Genomic DNA, 18,324 nt, shown 5'->3' with positions numbered 1-18,324 from the left:
CGCCCCGCGCGCAGCACCACCGTAACCGAACACCATTCGGTCTGGCACCGATGAAAGTTCCGCAAAGTCGGCGGCGCCCCTGCCCGGCGGCGCGGCGGGCGGGGCGGGCGCTGCCTAGGCTGCTGGCCACGATCGATCCCGCACGCAGCATCCCGGGAGCCGAACGGGGGCCTTGGCCGATGGGCAAGCACGCAGTGCACCAGCGCGAGCGCAGGGAGCGGGGTGACGGCGGCGGCGTCGTGGCGGTGATGGCGGCGCTGCTGCTGGCGGTGCTGCCGGCGGGCCTGGACCAGACCGCCGTCGCCGCGACTCTGCCCGCCGTCGTCGGCGACCTCGGCGGGCTGAACCACCTGTCCTGGGTGATCACCTCCTATCTGCTCGCGGTCGCCGCCGGGGTCGCGGTGTGGGACCGGGTCGGCGACCGGTACGGGCGCAAGCGCGTCTTCCTGTGCTGCATCGCCGTCTTCCTCGCCGGATCCGCGCTCTGCGGCGCCGCGCAATCGATGCCGCAGCTGATCGGCTTCCGCGCGCTGCAGGGCATCGGTGCGGGCGGAGTGGTGACCCTGGCCCTGGCCGTCGCCGGCGACGCCGTGCCGCCGCGCGAGCGCGGCCGCTACCAGTCCCTGATCGGAGCCGCGTTCGGCGCGGCCTGCGTCGCCGGGCCGGTGCTGGGCGGGCTGTTCGCGGACCGCCTCACCTGGCGGTGGCTGTTCTACATCAACCTGCCGCTGGGCGCGATCGCCTTCCTCGCTGTGCTGCTGGCCCTGCCCGCCATCCACGCCCGCACCCGGCGCCGCATCGACTACCGGGGCGCCGTCCTGCCGGCGGCCGCCGCCGTGTGCCTTACGGCGGCCGGTGCCTGGGGAGGCCGCTACGGCTGGACGTCGCCGACCGTGCTCGCGCTGGTCGGCGCGGCGGCCCTGCTGGGCGCGCTGTGGTGGCTGAGCGCCTTGCGCACCGCCGAGCCCGCCCTCCCGCCGCGGACGCCGGCCCGCCCGACCGTGGCGGCGGGCGCGGGCGTGCTGGCCTGCGCCGGGTTCGCGATGATGGGGGCGACGGCCTACCTGCCGCTGTTTCTGCAGGCCGTGCAGGGCTACTCGCCGACCGCATCGGGGCTGCACCTGCTGCCCATGGCGCTGGCGATGCCGGCGGCCGCGGTCGCCTCCGGGCGGCTGGCATCGCGCACCGGCCGCTGCAAGCCGCAGGCCGTCGCGGGGACGGCCGCGGTGGCGGCCGCCCTCGGGCTGCTGTCGCCGCTCGGTCCGCAGACCCCGATCGCGCTGATCAGCGTGTCCCTCCTGCTGCTGGGAGGCGGGCTGGGTGCGGCCATGCAGGCGGTGCTCACCGCGATGCGCAGCGCCGCGGGGTTCCCGGGCCTGGGGGCGGCGACCGCGGCCGGCGCCTTCACCCGATCCGCCGGCGCATGCCTGGGCGCCGCGGTCCTCGGTGCGGTGCTCGCCGCACGGCTCGCGCCGGATCTGCGCGAGCGGGCCGAGGACGTCGACCTGCCCCGGGGCCTCTCCGCCGCCCGCCTGGAGGCCGACCCGCGGGCGCTGGACGCGTTGCCGGCGAACGCGCAGGCCGAGCTGCTGCAGCCCTACGCCGCCGCGATCGGCACCGCGTTCCTCTGCGCGGTGCCCGTGGCGCTCGCGGCGGTCGTGCTGGCGCTGCTCCTCAAGGAGACGCCGCTGCGCACCGCGATCTCGGCGCCCGAGCCGGACGAGGTGCTCGCTCCGGCGGCGATTGCGCGCGAGCCGCTGACCCGGGTCGAGAACGCGGCCTACGGTGCGGTCGGCGGCAGGGGGCCGCGGTGGATGTATGAGCGGCTGGCCGCCGCGGCCGGCTTCGGCCTCTCCCCGGCGGCATGCTGGACGATCACCCACATCGCCGCCACGGGCTCGATCACCGGCGCGGACCTGGCGCGGATGTGCCACCGCCCGACCACCGCCCTGGTGCCGCTGCACGAGGAGCTGCACCGCGCGGATCTGCTGTCCGCGGACTCCGAGGCGGCCGGGGGCGTGTGGCGCCTGAACGCCGGCGGGCGGGAGGCGGCCCGGCGGCTCTTCGACGCCCAGGAGGGCGCCGTGCGCGACGCGCTGGCCGGCCTGTCGCCGCGGGAGCACCCGGACCTGGCCGAGGTGGAGCGCCGCGTCGCCCGGAACACGCTCGGCGACGAGGAGGACGCTGAGCTGGCCGCCGAAGGGCCGCAGCTGCGGTACGCCTGACACCGGCGGGCGGCCGGTCCCTCCGCTCCGCCCGGCGAGGGTCGGCCGCGAAGAGCCCCCGGCCCTTGCCTGTGCCCCGAAACCGAATATGGTTCGGTTAAGGATCGACCCGTTGCGGACACCGCAGGCTCCCCAGGAGGGCACAGTGGCTGAGGCATACATCGTCGGGGCCGTCCGGACCCCGGTCGGCACCAAGAAGGGCGCTCTCGCGGGCGTGCACCCCGCTGACCTGGGTGCGCACGTCCTCAAGGAGCTGATGGACCGCACCGGGGCCGACCCGGCGGCGGTCGAGGACGTCGTGATGGGCTGCGTGAGCCAGGTCGGCCCCCAGTCCCTCGACCTGGCGCGCACCGCGTGGCTGTCGGCGGGTCTGCCCGAGACGACCGCGGGCGTCACCATCGACCGCCAGTGCGGCTCCTCCCAGCAGGCCGTGCACTTCGCCGCGCAGGGGGTCATGTCGGGCACCCAGGACCTCGTGGTGGCCTCGGGTGTGGAGAACATGGGCATGGTCCCCATGGGCTCCAACGTCCAGTACGCGATCGACGCCGGCCTGCCCCTGTTCGGCGAGGGCTGGGGCAAGCGCTACGGCGACCAGGAGATCTCCCAGTTCCGCGGCGCGCAGCTGATGGCCGAGAAGTGGGGCTACAGCCGCGAGGACCTGGAGCGCTACTCCCTGGAGAGCCACCGCCGGGCGGCCGCCGCGCGCGACGCGGGCCGCTTCGAGAAGCAGATCGCGCCCCTGGCCGGAGTCACCCAGGACGAGGGCGTGCGCCCCGACACCACCCTGGAGAAGATGGCCGGGCTGGACCCGCTGCGCGAGGGCTGGGCGCTGACGGCCGCCGTGGCCAGCCAGGTCTCGGTGGGTGCCGGCGCGCTGCTGATCGCCTCCGAGCGCGCGGTCAAGCAGCACGGGCTGACACCGCTGGCCCGCATCGTCCAACTGGCCCTGATGGGCGACGACCCCGTGTACATGCTCACCGCACCCATTCCGGCCACCCGCGTGGCACTGCAGAAGGCCGGGCTGGGCATCGACGACATCGACGTCACCGAGATCAATGAGGCCTTCGCCCCGGTGCCGATGGCCTGGATGGACGAGCTCGGCGCCGACCCGGCCAAGACCAACCCCAACGGCGGCGCCATCGCCCTCGGTCACCCCCTGGGCGCCACCGGCGCCGTGCTCATGACCAAGCTCGTGTACGAGCTGGAGCGCACCGGCGGCCGCTACGGCCTGCAGACCATGTGCGAAGGCGGCGGCCAGGCCAACGTCACCATCATCGAGCGGGCCTAGCGCGCGAAGAGCACCGTGCCGCCCGTCCGCGGCGGGCGGGCGGCACCGGGGGTTCAGCGGGGCCGGTTGCGTTCGGCGGTCGCGCGGCGATCCCCCGGCGCGGCGGGCACCGGCCGCTGGCGATGGTCCGTCGGCGGGCGGAGGCGGCGGTCGGCGGCGCAGTAGAGTGGCCGGTGACCTGCGAGCGAGAGGGGGCGGGGTGACGGTCGACGAGCGAGCCGCGGCCGGCGGTGCGGGCGGCTGCGGCGCACCGCGGTTCCGGGACGCCGGCGAGGCGGACGTGCCGGCGCTGGTGGAGCTGGTGAACTCCGCCTACCGCGGCGACGCCTCCCGCCGAGGCTGGACCACCGAGGCCGACCTGATCGGCGGCCAGCGCGTCGACTCCGGGCAGATCGCCGACCTGCTGGCCCGCCCCAAGACCCGGGTGATCCTCGCCGAGCGGGACGAGAGCCTGCTGGCCTGCTGCGAGCTGGCCGACGGCGGCGACGGGACCGCCTACTTCGGCATGTTCGCGGTACGGCCGGGCGCCCAGGGCGGCGGGCTGGGCCGGCGCGTGCTCGCCGAGGCGGAGCGGGTGGCGGCCGCGGAGCTGGGCGCCGCGAGCCTGCGGATGACGGTGCTGCGCCAGCGCTCGGACCTCATCGCCTGGTACGAGCGCCGCGGCTACCGGCGCACCGGCGCCACGACCCCCTTCCCCTACGGCGACGAGCGGTTCGGCCTGCCCAAGCGCGACGACCTGGTCTTCGAGGAACTGGCCAAGCCGCTGGGCGGCTGAGGCCCGCGCCGCACCGTCCCGAGCGGCCGGGAAGCGCAGGATCTTCGGCGGCGGGCGTCCCGCATGTCCGCGGGAAAGCCGGAGACGCGTGCGCCACTACGTCCTGTTGAAGAAGCCGGACACCTCAGCGGCTGCGGCAATGGGGCTGTGACCGCGCTACGCGAGACGCACCCATTGCCGCAACTCGATGGTGGTCGCCCGGGGTGGTACCCGGTGGTTCCTGGAAAGCGGCGCCCGCCGTTCTTAAACACGGCCTAAGCCGGATCGGTGGCCTCAGCCCTCGTAATGCACGCCCGCGGCGAGCCCCAGCCACGCGGCCATGGCCTCCAGCTCGGCGCGGAGTTCGCCGGCGGTCTCGGGCGGCGCGTCATCCTCCAAAGTGGTGCGGCGCACGAGGAGCCGGCCGGTGGGTCGGTCGGCCTTGAGGTCGACACGGGCCACCAGGTCCTCGCCGAGCAGGAATGGCAGCACGTAGTAGCCGTGGACCCGCTTGGCCCGGGGAACGTAGATCTCCAGCCGGTAGCGGAAGCCGAACAGCGCCTCGGTGCGCGACCGCTCCCACACCAGCGAGTCGAACGGGCTCAGCAGGGCGCGGGCACCGACCGCGCGCGGGACGCGGGCGTCGCGGTGCAGAAAGGCGGGCCGCTGCCAGCCGGCGACGCCGACCGGGACGACCTCGCCGGACTCGACCAACTCGGCGAGCGCCGTGCGGGCCTCGGCCGCGCCCAGGCGGAAGTAGTCGCGCAGGCACTGCTCCGTGCCGACTCCGTGGGCCCGCGCCGCGATCGCCATGAGCTCGCGCCGGGCGTCGGCCGGATCGGGGTCGGGGGCGTCGACCACGTCGGCCGGCAGGACGCGCTCGGTCAGGTCGTAGCGCCGTTCGAACTGAGCGGTGCGGCCGTCGGTGGTGATGTCGCCCGACCAGAACAGCAGCTCCAGCGCCCGCTTGACCAGGGACCAGTTCCATCCCCAGTGCTCGCGCGGGCGCGCGGAGTCGTGCTCCAGAGCGGCCTCGATCTGCCGTGCGGTCGCCGGCCCGATGCGTTCGACCTCGGCCCGGACCGCCTTGACCAGGTCGGGGTGGTCGGTGGCCATATGCCGCATGAACCCCCACGCCTCGCTGCGGGCGCGCTCCATGCGCCAGCGCAGCAGCCGGTGGGTGGCGGGCGGGATCAGGCTGGCCTCGTGTGCCCAGTACTCCACGAGCCGACCGCCGCGCCGCGTTGCCGCGCGGTCCAGCAGCGCGGGGTCGTAGCGACCCAGGCGCGCGAAGACCGGCAGGTACTGGCTGCGCGTGAGAACGTTGACGCTGTCGATCTGGATGGCGCCGACCCGGTTGACGACCCGCTGCAGGTGGCGGGCGGTGGGCACGCCGGCAGGAGGGGGATCGGCGAAGCCCTGGGCGGCGAGCGCCACCCGGCGGGCCTGGGCGGCGGAGAGGGTGGAGTCCCGCCGGGGGTGCGGCGGCGCTGATTCGTACACGAGTGCCGAGGCTAGTCGCGACCTGAGACGGTTTGCCACGGCCCGCGGTGCTGCCGGGGCCGCGCGGGGCGGCCGGCGGCGGGGTCAGCCGCCGCCGTGGCGCTCGTGAAGGCGCTGCCACAGCTCCAGGGCCTCGCGTGCGCTGTCGGGTGCGAACTCCTCGGGCGGGTGGTTCGGCGGCAGCCGCGTGGGGAGTTCGGGAGGCGGCACAGGGGCGTCCGGCGCCCCGTCTGGCGCGGTCGGCGCGGGGGCCTGCGGAGCGTCGGGAGGCGGTACCGCGGCGGGAGCCTCGGCCTCCGGGGCGGGCGGCCGCCGCTGGGGGGCCGCGCTGGGAGCCCTCATGCGCACCGGGGGCGCGGTGGCCCGTGCGGGCCTGCCGACGAAATCGCCGAAGCGCTCCGCCGAGGGGTCGATGTCCTCGGCGGTCGCGGCAGGGGCGGTGCCGCCGCCGTGGAGCGCCGTCGCGGCCGTGCCCACGCCGTAGGCGGCCGCGGCCACCATGGCGGCGCCCAGCGCGGCGAGTATCGGCCGCCGCGGGGCGGCGGGGCCGGGAGCGGAGGTGGGCGCCGCCGCGCGGCGGTGTCTCGCGTTCGCGGGCCGGGGCGCGGAGTCGCCGTCGCGGATGGGAGCCGGGGGAGGGGGCGCGGCTGGGCGTGAGGGGAACCACCAGGGCACAGGTGAATTGTGGCAGGGTGTTGCGACATGCGGGCGGAAAGTGACCGATTCCCCGCGCCCCGCGGCGACTCGCCGGAGGCGCGGCGCAGACGCGGCCCCGGGCGGCCCGATCCGGCGACCGGAGGTTCGCGCGGGGTTCCGGCCGAGCGTCAGCCCATCTTGCGGTGGACGTCCTCCTTCTCGGACGGTCCCGGTTCGACCGCCGCGATGAGCGGGCCGGGCGTGGACGGGTCGAGGACGCCCTCCTCCAGCCAGGTGTAGCGGTCGTCCATCACGCGGCGGCTGAGCTTGCCGTCGATGTCGTCGGTGTTGGCCCACAGTGCGGTGAACAGCGAGTCGACCCGAAGCCGGGACTGGCGGCAGAAGGCGTCGGCGAGCTCGTAGGCGCCCTGGCCGCGCTCGGGGAAGTCCTCGCGGTCGCTGTGCGCGCGCACCACCACGGAGCTCATCGCGAACAGCTCGGCGCCGATGTCGACCACCCGGCTGAGGAAGCCCTGCTTGGTCTCCATCCGCCCCTGCCAGCGCGACATCCCGTAGAACGTGGACCGCGCAAGCTTGCGGGCCGCGCGCTCGACGTAGCGCAGGTGCCCGGCCAGCGGGCCGAACTCGCTGTAGGAGCCCGGCCGCTGCCCCTCGCCGACCACCAGAGTGGGCAGCCAGGAGGCGTAGAAGCCGCCGGCCTTGGCGAAGGCGCGGGCCTTGGCCGCGGTGTCGGCCTCCGGGTCGATGATGTCCCCGGCCACGGACAGGTGGGCGTCGACCGCCTCGCGGGCGATGAGCAGATGCATGATCTCCGTGGAACCCTCGAAGATCCGGTTGATCCGCAGGTCGCGCAGGACCTGCTCGGCGGGGACGCCGCGCTCGCCGCGGGCCGCCAGCGACTCGGCGGTCTCGTAGCCGCGCCCGCCGCGCAGCTGCACCAGCTCGTCGGCGACCTGCGAGGCCATCTCCGAGCACCAGAGCTTGGCGATGGCGGCCTCGATGCGGATGTCGTTGCGCTCGTCGTCGGCGAACTGGCTGGCCAGGTCGAGCATGGCGGTCATCGCGTAGGTGGTGGCGGCGATGAAGGAGACCTTCTTGGCGACCTCCTCGTGTTTGCCGACGGGGCGGCCCCACTGGACCCGCTCGCGCGACCACTCGCGGGCGATCTTCGTGCACCACTTGCCCGCACCCACGCACATCGCCGGCAGCGACAGCCGCCCGGTGTTCAGCGTCGACAGCGCGATCCGCAGGCCCTTGCCCTCCTCGCCGATCCGGTTCTCGGCGGGGACGCGGACCCGGTGGAACCGGGTGACGCCGTTCTCCAGGCCGCGCAGGCCCATGAACCTGTTGCGGTTCTCGACCGTGATCCCCTCGGAGTCGCCCTCGACGACGAAGGCCGTGATGCCGCCGCGGTGCCCCTCGCTCTCGGGGACCCGCGCCATCACCACCAGCAGGTCGGCGACCACGCCGTTGGTGGTCCACAGCTTCACGCCGTCCAGCAGGTAGGCCGAGCCGTCCTCGGTCGGCGTCGCGGTACTGCGCAGCCGCGCGGGGTCGCTGCCCACGTCGGGCTCGGTGAGCAGGAACGCGCTGATGTCGGTGGTGGCGCAGCGCGGCAGGAACGCGCGCTTCTGCTCCTCGGTGCCGAACATCCGCAGCGGCTGGGGGACGCCGATCGACTGGTGCGCCGACAGCAGCGCGCCGATGGCGGGCGAGACCGAGCCGACCATCGTGAGCGCGCGGTTGTAGTACAGCTGGCTGAGCCCCAGTCCGCCGTAGGCGCGGGGGATCTTCATGCCGAGCGCGCCCAGCTCCTTGAGGCCGCGCATGACCTCGTCGGGGATGCGCTCCTCGCGCTCGATGCGGGCGGCGTCGACGGTGGAGCAGAACTCGCGCAGCCGCGCGAGGAACTCCTCGCCCTCCCGCACGCTCTCGTCGGCCGGTCGGGGGTAGGGGTGGACCAGGTCCAGCCGGAGCCGGCCCAGGTACAGCTCCTTGCCGAAGCTGGGCTTGCGCCATTCGGTTTCGCGGGCGGCCTCGGCCACGGCGCGGGCCTGCCGCTCGTCGACGTGCTCGGGAGCGGTCTCGCGGTTCACCGCGGTCATGTCTCGGATCACCTCACCAGCACAGCATCGCGCCACGGGTTGGTATGGCCTGCCTCACACTCCTACCCGTGGGTAGCCGCCGTGAAGCATGGCGTCCGACGAGGGCGGTGCGGCGGGCGTGCGGCGGGTCAGTCCTCGCTGTGCAGCGGGATGCGCACGGTCACCGCGGTCCCCTCGCCCGGCACCGAGTGCAGGTCCACGCCGCCGCCGTGCGCGGCGGCGATGGCCTGGACGATGGACAGGCCCAGGCCGCTTCCGCTGCCCGGGGTGCGCGTGCCGCGGTAGAACCGGTCGAAGGCGCGCCGCAGGTCGTCGGGAGCCATCCCGGGGCCGTCGTCGGCCACCTGCAGCACCGCGCTGCCGTCCTCGGCGCCGAGCCTGACGGTCACCCGCGTGCGGGCGGGGGTGTGCTCGCGGACGTTGGCCAGCAGGTTGGCCAGTATCTGGCGCAGCCGCGCCTCGTCGACGTCGCCCCGCAGCTCCTCGGGCGCCTCCAGCGCGATCTCCCGCTCCGGCTCCAGCGCACGCGCGTCGCGGACCGCCTCGTCGGCGACGACGGTGAGGTCGGTCGCGGCCCGCCGCAGCGACCCGGTGCGGTCCAGTCGCGCCAGCTCCAGCAGCTCGGCGACCAGCCGACTCATCCGCTCGGACTCGTTCTCGATGCGCCGCATCGCCCCCGGCAGCTCGTCGGCCGGGATGGCCCCCTGCCGATACAGCTCGGTGTAGCCGCGGATGGTCGTGAGCGGGGTGCGCAGCTCGTGCGAGGCGTCGGCCGCGAACGCCCGCACCCGCTCCTCCGAGGCGCGCTGGGCCGCGAAGGCGTCCTCGATGCGCTGCAGCATGGTGTTGATGGCGGCCGCCAGGCGCCCGGCCTCGCTGTGTGAGCCCGATCCCGGCATCCGCACCGACATGTCCGAACCGATGCTGATGCGGTTGGCGGTGGTGGCCATGTCGTCCAGCGGCTGCAGCCCGCGCCCGATCAGCCAGCGGCCCGCCAGGGTCAGGCCGCCCAGCAGCAGCCCGGCGGTGACCAGCTGGGTCAGCACCAGCTGCCAGGGATACTGCTCGCGGTCGCTCGTGGGCACCCCGGCGACCATGATGGCGTCGGTCCGCAGCCGGACCGTCGCGCGGTAGGGCGCCACGGCCGGATCGACGCCCGTCAGCTCGAAGATCTCCCCGGTGGCGCCGTAGTCGCGCCACCGCTCCAGCGGGATGGCGCGGATGCGGTCCAGGACGACGTCCTCGCGGTAGCTGTCGCCGAAGACCTGGCTGATGCGTCCGGTGTCGTCGTCCAGCAGCACCACGAAGTAGGGGGACGGGCTCGGGGCGTCCACGCCCGCGGGCGGGGTGTCGTTGTCCAGCCGCACCATCGCCCGCTCGGCGGTGAGCTGCAGCTGGGCGTCGATGCGCTCGGTGATGAAACTGCGCAGGGTCAAAAACCCCACGACACAGGTCACCAGCAGGCCGGTGCCGGTCACCGCCAGCAGCCCCACGAGCAGCCGGCGGCGCAGTCCTCCGCGCTGGGTCATCTAGGAGCTGTCCCGGGTCCGCAGTGCATAGCCCACGCCGCGCTGGGTGTGGATGAGGGCGGGCCCGAGCGGGTCGAGCTTGCGGCGCAGATAGCTGACGTAGGTCTCCACGATCTGGGACTGCCCGGCATAGTCCCAGCCCCACACGTTCTCCAGCAGCTGCGCCCGGGTCAGCACCTGCCCGGCGTTGCTCATCAGATAGGCCAGCAGGCGGAACTCGGTCGGGGACAGCTCGATGGGCACGCCCGCCCGCCGCACCGTCCAGGTGCGCTCGTTGAGCTCCAGGTCGTCGACCCGCAGCACGCCCTCCTCGTTGCGGTCGGACTCCGCGCCCGCCTCGTCGCGACGGGCGCGGCGCAGCAGCGCATGCACGCGCGCCACCAGCGCCTCGACCGAGAAGGGCTTGGTCACGTAGTCGTCGCCGCCCAAGGAGAGCCCGGTGACGGTGTCGGAGGGGGTGTCGCGCGCGGTGAGGTAGATGACCGGCACCTCGTCGCCGGAGTCGCGCAGCTGCCGGCAGACCTCGAAGCCGCTCACGTCGGGCAGCAGCACGTCGAGGACGATCAGGTCGGGGCGCTGGTCGCGCACCTTGGCCAACCCCTCGTCCCCGGTCTCCGCGCTGTCCACGCTGAAACCGTGGAAGCGCAGCGCCGCCTGCACCAGGTCGCGGATGTTGGGCTCGTCGTCGATCACCAGTACGTGCGAGCGGGTCGCGGTCTCGCGCATGCATTCCACCTCTGAGCGGTTCCGGAGCGGCCTCCGGCCTGGTCTTCCATGATGCCGCAGGCCGCCGACACGGTGGACACACCGAAAGCCCCGCGCGCGTGTGCGTGCGGGGGCTCGTCGAAAAGGCGGCGGCGCCGGGGGCACGGGCGCATGGCGCGGCGGGGGCGCCGGAGCGCGCCTGCCCGCCGCCCCCGCCGTCGTCTCGCGCCGGCGATCCGGGGGCGCGCCGGCGCGAGACGACGGGCCGCATCCGGTCGCGTCCAAGCGGTCGCCGTGCGGCCCGGCGCCAGCATGCCGCAGCGGGCTGGGATGCCGCAGAGCACAGGCTGGGAAATCGCTGAAACCGCCGGCGGAGTGCCGCCGAGGCGGGCGGCCGCGCCGCGCCTGCGGCGGGCGGATCGGCACGGCCGCCGTCTTGACCGATCTTTTGCCCGGATCGGGCGAACCGGCGGCGCGGCCCGGCCGTCCCATCACGCGACGGGAAACGGACGCCGCGGGGCGTCCACGGCACCGCTTGCGGCGCCGTGCGCGACGAAGGGGTCTCGGTGCGGAGGACGGCCGCACCGAGACCCCTTCCGTTGCCTTGTCTTACCCTTCGCCCGCCCCTCTTCACTCACCGCGAGCCGAGCGCGAGAGGAGGGGGGTTTCCCGCGGGGGCGCGGGGCGCTTCGACGCGCCGTCTTCCCTCCTCGCTTAGGCGTGTTCAGGCGAGCCGCGCTGTCGCACCCGCGCGTTAGCCTGGGCTCGTGCGAATCGCGACGTGGAATGTGAACAGTGTCCGGGCGCGCGGCGAGCGGATCGCCGCGTGGCTGCAGCGCAGCGACGTCGACGTCGCCGCCGTCCAGGAGACCAAGTGCCGCGACGACCAGTTCCCGACCGAGCTCTTCGCCGACCTCGGCTATGAGGTCGCCCACCACGGGCTTTCGCAGTGGAACGGGGTCGCCGTCCTGTCCCGGGTCGGCATGCAGGACGTGCAGATCGGCTTCCCGGGCCAGCCCGGCTGGGGCGATCCGGAGGCGCCCGAGGCCCGCGCGCTGGGTGCCACCTGCGGCGGGGTGCGGGTGTGGAGTCTGTACGTGCCCAACGGCCGCGAGGTCGACGACCCCCACTACACCTACAAGCTGCGCTGGCTGGAGGCCCTGCGCGCCTACGGCGCCGCGTGCCTGGACGAGGATCCCCGCGCCCAGCTCGCGCTGTGCGGCGACTTCAACGTGGCGCCCCGCGACGAGGACGTGTGGGACATGGCCGAGTTCGAGGGCAGGACCCACGTGACCAAGCCCGAGCGCGACGCCTTCACCAGCATCGTCGACTCCGGCTTCACCGAGGTGGTGCGCCCGTTCGCCCCCGGGCCGGGCGTCTACACCTACTGGGACTACAAGCAGCTGTCGTTCCCCAAGCGCAAGGGCATGCGGATCGACTTCGTGCTGGCCTCGCCCGCTCTGGCCGAGCGCGTCTCCGGAGCCGTCATCGACCGCGAGGAGCGCAAGGGCAAGGGCGCCTCCGACCACGCGCCGGTGATGGTCGACCTCGACCGCGGCGCCGGAGAGGAGTCCGCGGCCGCCGACTCCGCCGGGCTGGCCGGGGCGTGATCGCCGCGGCCGCCACCGCGCCGGCCGCGGCGGGAGGCCGATCCGGGCGCGGCCCGGCCGATATGGTCGGGGTGTGAGCTCCTCCAGCACCTCCGCGGCGCCGCCGCGCATCGCGGTCTTCGGCAGCGTGAACATGGACCTGGTCGCCTACGTCGGCTCCGCTCCCGGCAGAGGGGAGACGGTGACGGGGACCCGGTTCCGCCAGGTCCCCGGCGGCAAGGGCGCGAACCAGGCCGTCGCCGCGGCCCGTGCGGGCGCCGATGTCGCCTTCCTCGGCGCCGTCGGCGACGACGCCTTCGGCACCCAGTTGCGCACCAACCTCGTCGATTGCGGCATCGAGGTCTCGGGGCTGCGCACGGTGGGCGGCGCCTCCGGCGTGGCCCACATCGTGGTCGAGGGCGACGGCGCCAACTCCATCATCGTGGTCCCGGGAGCCAACGGCGAGGTCACCGGGCTGCGGGAGGGCGACGAGACGCTGATCCGCGGCAGCGCCGCCCTGCTGCTGCAGCTGGAGCTGCCGATCGAGGGGGTCGCCGCCGCTGCGCGCGCCGGCCGCGCCGCGGGCGTGCCGACCGTCCTGACTCCGGCGCCCGCGCGCGAGCTGCCCGCCGACCTGCTGGACAACGTCGACCTGCTGGTCCCCAACCAGCACGAGGCCGCGGCGATCACCGGCGAGACCGACCCGCGCAGCGCCTTGGCCGCGCTGCTGCGCACGGTGCCCGAGGCGATCGTGACCCTGGGCGAGGACGGTGCGCTCCACGGCGCCCGCGGTACCGATCCCGTCCACGTGCCGGCGCGCCGCGTGGCCGCCGTCGACACCACAGCGGCCGGCGACACCTTCTGCGGCGCGTTCGCGGCCGCCCGAGCCGGGGGCCGGTCCCCCGAGCAGGCGCTGCGCTTCGCCGCGGCCGCCGCCGCGATCTCCGTGCAGCGCCACGGCGCGGCGCCCTCCATGCCCGAGCGCGCCGAGATCGAGGAGCTGCTGGCCGCCGGTTGAGCCCGGGCGCCCGCCGGTGCGGAGCGGGTGCGGGAGGGTGCGGGCGCGCGGTGGCGGATCCGTCGCGTTGGCGCCGCCCGTGGACCCGATGGACCTAAGGCCGAGTCCGGGTTGCCGCTATGCCTTCAGCAGGCTGCTGCGCCCGGCCCGGGGCCGCCGCCGGCCGGGGAGACCGGCGCGAGAGGGGAATGCGTCGTCCGACGCCGCGGTGTCAGGAGACGTGGCCGATCTGGCGCAGGAAGTGGATCGGGTCGGTGTCCTGCACGCGCAGCTCCAGGACGATGTCGACGACGTCGCCGACCAGTCGGCCTCCCCAGGGGACGGGGCCGCCGTCGCCCACCCCGAAGTCGGAGAGGCGGATCTGGGTGTTCCCGGCGAAGAAGTGGCCGTAGGTGTCGTCGGGGTTGGCGTAGTCGGGGGCTTCCCCCGCCCACTGGCACTCCAGGGTGATCGGCAGCGTGGTGCCGTGGACGGTGAGGTCCCCGTGCAGGTAGAAGGTGCGCTTCTGCACGGAGCGCTCCTCGATCCGGGTGCTGGTGAACCGGATCTCCGGGTGGTTCTCCACGTCCAGGAAGTCCGGCGAGCGCAGGTGGTCGTCGCGCGCCTGCACACCGGTGTTGACCGAGGCGGCGCGGATGCTGACGTCCACCTTGGACTGCATGGGGTCCTCGGCCACCATCACGGCGCCCTTGGCGTCGCTGAACGTGCCCTGCACACGGCCGAAGCGCAGATAGCGGGCGACGAAGATGAGGCAGGAGTGGATGGGATCCAGGTACCAGTGGCCTGGCGCGGGACCGAAGTCGTAGCCTCCGGATGGGAGTGGGTTCATGTCTGCTTTCCCCTCGTTTGGATCTCTCTCAGGCTAATATCCAGTTCCGATGCTGTTCCGCACCGCGTCCCCGGTGGGGCGGTCGGAGGTGTCGCCCCCGCCGCCGCCCGCGCGCGGTTTCGCGCCCCCGGTCCGCGACGGTCAAGGGGTATCGGTCCCGGATGAAAGGCCGCTTTCGGTCGCCTTTCACGACCGCGGATGTCGCGTTCCTCACACGCCGACAGGACGTCGCCACCGCCGGTGCGCCCCTCTGCGGAAGGGCCCGATCCGGCCCCCGCCTCCGCATTCGCCGCGAACGCCCGCGATGTACTCTTGTGGAGCCTGTGCGCCATGGGACCCCTGCACCCTACGGAACCCGGCGCCCGGACGCCCGTCTCCGAGAGGTCAGCCATCCGCATGAGCAGCGACACTCCCGACACCGAGCCCGTTCTCACCCGGACCGCTCGGCGCAGGCGGGAGCGGCTGCGCAGGCGCCGCCTCATCGCGGCCGGCGGCCTGACCGCCGGTCTGGCCCTGGGCGGTGTGCTGGCCGCGGGGCTGCTGCTGTCGGGCGGCGGTACCGAGGTGGAGGCCGACGACCCGCCTCCGCCGCCGGGCGGCGTCAGCGCGAGCCCCACGAACGCGCCCGTGGCGGAGGGGGCCGGGGAGATCTCGGCGACGGCCCAAGCTCCCTCGGAGGCGCCTGCGGGGAAGCCGGAGCAGCCGCAGGGCGGATCCGGTGCCGGAGGCGCCGACTCCGCCGGCGGCTCCGGTGCGACCGCCGAGCCCGATGCGGGCGGTGGGCAAAACGGTCGGCCCGGGCTGCCCGACCGCGAGGAGTGGCGCGACTGGGACGGTGACGGGGACCTCCCCGGCGGCCCGCCGCACGGCTCGCGTCCCGACGGGGACTCCGCCCCCGGTGCACCGCCGTGGGAGGAGGGCGACTCGGCCACGCAGGAGTGGAGCGACTCCGACGAACTGCCCGGCGACGACCCTTACGAGGGCTTCGGCGGCTAACGGCGGCGGCGCCTACCGAGCCGCCCCGGTCAGCCGGGCGGCGCAGGTGGCCCGGCGGCCCCCGCGCCGGCCACCGGATGCTGCGCTACATCTGCTCCGGTGCGCGCACGCCGAGCAGGTCCAGGCCCGCGACGAGCGTCTGCAGGGTGGCCGCGATCAGCGCGAAGCGGGACTCGCGCACCGCCGGATCGGCGGCCTGCAGCACCGGGCACTGCTCGAAGAACGCGGTGAACGCCTGCGCGAGGTCGAAGAGGTAGGAGCACAGCCGGTGCGGCTCCAGTGTCGCGCCGACCGCGGCCACCGCCGGGCCGAATCCGAGCAGCGCCAGCGCCAGTTCGCGTTCGGCGGGCTCGGTGAGGACCACCGGGCCCTCCGCGGAGGCGGGGTCGACGCCGCCCTTGCGGAAGATGGAGCGGATGCGCGCGGCCGCGTACTGCAGGTAGGGGCCGGTGTTGCCGGTCAGCGCCAGCATGCGGTCGTAGTCGAAGACGTACTCGGTGTCGTGGGAGACCGAGAGGTCGGCGTACTTGACCGCGCCGATGCCGACGTCGCGGGCGATCGACGCCCGGGTGGCCTCGTCCAGGTCGGGGCGGTTGTCGGCCACCACCGTGGTCGCGCGCTCGACGGCCTCGTCGAGCAGCTCCATCAGCCGGATCGGCTTGCCGCTGCGGGTGCGCAGAATCTTGCCGTCCGAGCCGAGCACGTTGCCGATCTGGACGTGGACCGGGTCGACGCCCTCGGGCAGCCACCCGGCCTTGCGCGCGGTCTGCCACACCATCCGCAGGTGCAGGGACTGCGGGGCGCCGATGACGTAGAGGAGGCGCCGGGCGCCCAGCTGCTCGACCCGGTACTTCACGGTGGCGAGGTCGGTGGTGCCGTAGCCGTACCCGCCGTCGCTCTTGCGCACGATCAGCGGTACCGGCCGGCCCTCGCGGCCGGTGAAGCCTTCGAGGAAGACGCACAGCGCGCCCTCGCTGATCTCGGCGATGCCCGTGCGCTCCAGCTCCTCGCAGATGCCCGGCAGCATGGCGTTGTAGGTGCTCTCGCCGGCGAGGTCGGAATCGGTGAGCGTGACGTCGAGCTTGGCGTAGATCCGGTTGAAGTAGACCTTGGAGAGGTCCACGAGCTCCTGCCAGAGCCGCAGGGTCTCGGGATCGCCCGCCTGGAGGTCGACGACGCGCTTGCGCGCCCGCGCCGCGAACTCCGCGGAGTCGTCGAACTTCTCGCGCGCCGCCTGGTAGAAGGCGTTGGGGTCGGTCTTGACGAGCTCGGCCTCGGGGGAGTCCTCGCCGGCGTCGAGCAGGTGCTCGATGAGCATGCCGAAGGGCGTGCCCCAGTCGCCGATGTGGTTCTGGCGGACGACACGGTGCCCCAGTGCCTCCAGCACCCGGGCCAGGGCGTCGCCCACCACGGTGGTGCGCAGGTGGCCGACGTGCATCTCCTTGGCCACATTGGGCGCGGAGTAGTCGATGGCGACGGTCTCGGGATCCTGCTGCGGAACGCCCGCCCGGGGGTCGCTCAGCAGCGCCTGGGCCTGCGCGGCGATCCAGTCGTCGCGCAGCGTCAGGTTGATGAAGCCGGGACCGCTGATCTCGACCTCTCGGCACAGGTCGTCGACGTCCAGCTGCGCGACGATGTCGGCGGCGACGTCGCGCGGGGCACGGCCGATGCGCTTGGCCAGCGCCAGGGCGGCGTTGGCCTGGTAGTCGGCGAACTGGGACGGACGGATGACGGGGTCGGTCTCGGCGAATTCGGCGCCGAGCGCGGCGCCGAGTGCGGACTGGACCCGTGCTGCGAGGATCTCCTGCGGGTCGGCCATGCCGTAAGCCTACCGAGCCGCCGCACCGCCCGAGTTCGGTTTCCACAGCCCTGAAGAGGGGCGGCGCTGCGCGGAGCACCCCGGGTGCGGGCACGGCCGCCCGGCCGTCCCGGCGACGCCTCACCGCGCCTGCTGCTCCTCGCCCGGGCTGCGGCGGGACAGCCAGGTCGAGCGGGCGGTGGCCTGGACTCTGCTGCGCACCTCCTCGCCGATGCCGCCGGCGGTCAGGTCGTGGGCCAGGCGGCAGGCGCGCTCGATCGCGGGCGCGCGGCTGGCGCCGTGGGCGATGACCACGCTGCCGTTGAGGCCCAGCAGCACGGCGCCGCCGTAGGTGTCGCTGTCCAGCCGCTCCCGCAGCTCCCGCAGCCGCCTGCGCTGCAGCAGCGATCCGGCCTTGGCCAGGGTGCTCGACGTCATCGCCTCGACCACCGCCTCCATGGTGAAGCGCACCGCGCCCTCGACCGACTTCAGCGCGACGTTGCCGGTGAAACCGTCGGTGACCACGACGTCCACCTCACCGGAGAGCAGGTCGTGGCCCTCGACGTTGCCGCGGAAGTCGAGCCGGGAGACCTGCGGCGCCTGGTCGGCCGCCGCCGCCAGCAGCTCCGCGGTCTTGCGGGCCAGCCGGTTGCCCTTGCCGGGCTCGGAGCCGATGGTGAGCATCGCCACGCGCGGGTGCTCCACCCCGAAGGCGCTGCGGGCATAGGCCGCGCCCAGGTGCGCGAACTGCACGATCATCTCCGGTTTGGCGTCGGCGTTGGCGCCGGCGTCGAGCAGGATGGTCGGCCGCGGCCGGGTGGGCAGGGCCACGGCCAGCGCCGGTCGCAGGATCCCCGGCTGGGTGCGCAGGCGCACCGTCGAGGTGGCCACCACGCCGCCGGTGGAGCCCGCCGACACCAGTGCGCTCGCCTCGCCCTGCCGGATGAGCTTGCAGGCCACCGCCACGCTGGAGCGCGGACGGCGCCAGCTCGCCAGCGCGCCCTCGTGCATGGCCAGCGCGTCCTCGGCGTGCAGCACCGGCATGGCGCCCACGGCGTCCTCTTCGGCCAGCAGCGCGGCGACCTCGGCGCGCCGGCCCACCAGGACCACGCGCAGCCCGTGTTCGCGCACGGCCCGGACGGCGCCGCGCACCGCCTCCTGCGGAGCGTGGTCGCCGCCCATGGCGTCCACGGCGATGACCGGTCCGCTCACCCCGGCGCGCGCGCCCGTCTGGGGTGTGCTCACCCCGACCCCCCTCGTTCTCCGCCGGCGGCCCGGACCGGGCCCGCCTCCTCGCCGCGGGCGCCGGCTCGGGCGCCGCCATCGGC

The 18,324-nt window shown here is 74.5% G+C and carries 14 protein-coding genes; 6 read left to right on the top strand and 8 right to left on the bottom strand.

Translation table 11 applies throughout. The annotated features are described in order from the left end of the window. The first annotated feature begins 179 nt into the window (after positions 1–179). The 3 genes from FZ103_RS23055 (at position 180) to FZ103_RS23045 (ending at position 4,288) form a co-directional block, all read left to right on the top strand. The gene (locus FZ103_RS23055) at positions 180–2,225 is read left to right on the top strand and encodes an MDR family MFS transporter (protein WP_156004108.1); all 2,046 of its coding nucleotides are present in this window, start codon (positions 180–182) and stop codon (positions 2,223–2,225) included. 145 nt (positions 2,226–2,370) lie between these two features. Beyond that, positions 2,371–3,513 carry an acetyl-CoA C-acetyltransferase gene (locus FZ103_RS23050; RefSeq protein ID WP_186356740.1) on the top strand — a complete coding sequence of 381 codons (1,143 nt, stop codon included), beginning with the start codon at positions 2,371–2,373 and terminating at the stop codon, positions 3,511–3,513. A gap of 199 nt (positions 3,514–3,712) precedes the next feature. Then, positions 3,713–4,288, top strand: coding sequence for a GNAT family N-acetyltransferase (locus FZ103_RS23045; RefSeq protein ID WP_186356739.1), 576 nt, complete (start codon positions 3,713–3,715; stop codon positions 4,286–4,288). 273 nt (positions 4,289–4,561) lie between these two features. Here FZ103_RS23045 and FZ103_RS23040 read toward each other — a convergent pair whose 3' ends face one another. From FZ103_RS23040 to FZ103_RS23020, 5 genes are all read right to left on the bottom strand, one after another. Next, positions 4,562–5,770, bottom strand: coding sequence for a DNA glycosylase AlkZ-like family protein (locus FZ103_RS23040; RefSeq protein WP_186356738.1), 1,209 nt, complete (start codon positions 5,768–5,770; stop codon positions 4,562–4,564). Positions 5,771–5,854: 84 nt separating this feature from the next. Beyond that, positions 5,855–6,445: a hypothetical protein gene (locus FZ103_RS23035; protein WP_156004104.1), complete on the bottom strand. Its 591-nt coding sequence runs from the start codon at positions 6,443–6,445 to the stop codon at positions 5,855–5,857. Between the two features lie 149 nt (positions 6,446–6,594). After that, entirely contained in the window at positions 6,595–8,532 is a 1,938-nt protein-coding gene (locus tag FZ103_RS23030) for an acyl-CoA dehydrogenase family protein (protein WP_156004102.1), read from the bottom strand. Between the two features lie 128 nt (positions 8,533–8,660). Then, the gene (locus FZ103_RS23025) at positions 8,661–10,061 is read right to left on the bottom strand and encodes a cell wall metabolism sensor histidine kinase WalK (protein ID WP_156004100.1); all 1,401 of its coding nucleotides are present in this window, start codon (positions 10,059–10,061) and stop codon (positions 8,661–8,663) included. Further along, complete coding sequence (locus tag FZ103_RS23020) at positions 10,062–10,787, bottom strand: response regulator transcription factor (protein WP_156004098.1); 726 nt, start codon at positions 10,785–10,787, stop codon at positions 10,062–10,064. 746 nt (positions 10,788–11,533) lie between these two features. Here FZ103_RS23020 and FZ103_RS23015 point away from each other — a divergent pair. After that, positions 11,534–12,376 (top strand): exodeoxyribonuclease III, encoded by an 843-nt coding sequence (locus tag FZ103_RS23015; protein ID WP_186356737.1) that lies wholly within the window; start codon positions 11,534–11,536, stop codon positions 12,374–12,376. Positions 12,377–12,449: 73 nt separating this feature from the next. Then, on the top strand, positions 12,450–13,373 hold the full coding sequence (rbsK, locus tag FZ103_RS23010) for a ribokinase (protein WP_343233667.1): 924 nt from the start codon (positions 12,450–12,452) through the stop codon (positions 13,371–13,373). A 211-nt stretch (positions 13,374–13,584) separates the two neighbouring features. Here rbsK and FZ103_RS23005 read toward each other — a convergent pair whose 3' ends face one another. Beyond that, positions 13,585–14,202, bottom strand: a complete 618-nt coding sequence (locus FZ103_RS23005) for a YceI family protein (RefSeq protein WP_156004096.1) — start codon at positions 14,200–14,202, stop codon at positions 13,585–13,587. Between the two features lie 396 nt (positions 14,203–14,598). Between FZ103_RS23005 and FZ103_RS23000 the strand changes: the two genes are divergently transcribed. After that, on the top strand, positions 14,599–15,198 hold the full coding sequence (locus FZ103_RS23000; protein ID WP_156004094.1) for a hypothetical protein: 600 nt from the start codon (positions 14,599–14,601) through the stop codon (positions 15,196–15,198). An 85-nt stretch (positions 15,199–15,283) separates the two neighbouring features. Here the strand turns inward: FZ103_RS23000 and argS are convergent, their stop codons facing one another. Next, positions 15,284–17,017, bottom strand: coding sequence for an arginine--tRNA ligase (argS, locus tag FZ103_RS22995; protein WP_156004093.1), 1,734 nt, complete (start codon positions 17,015–17,017; stop codon positions 15,284–15,286). 120 nt (positions 17,018–17,137) lie between these two features. Next, the gene (gene plsX / locus FZ103_RS22990; protein ID WP_343233666.1) at positions 17,138–18,241 is read right to left on the bottom strand and encodes a phosphate acyltransferase PlsX; all 1,104 of its coding nucleotides are present in this window, start codon (positions 18,239–18,241) and stop codon (positions 17,138–17,140) included. Positions 18,242–18,324 lie beyond the last annotated feature (83 nt).

It is taken from the genome of Streptomonospora sp. PA3 (genome assembly GCF_009728995.1).
Lineage (GTDB): Bacteria > Actinomycetota > Actinomycetes > Streptosporangiales > Streptosporangiaceae > Streptomonospora.
Note: the sequence above shows the minus strand (reverse complement) of the source record. Positions and strands in the feature narration are given on the sequence as shown.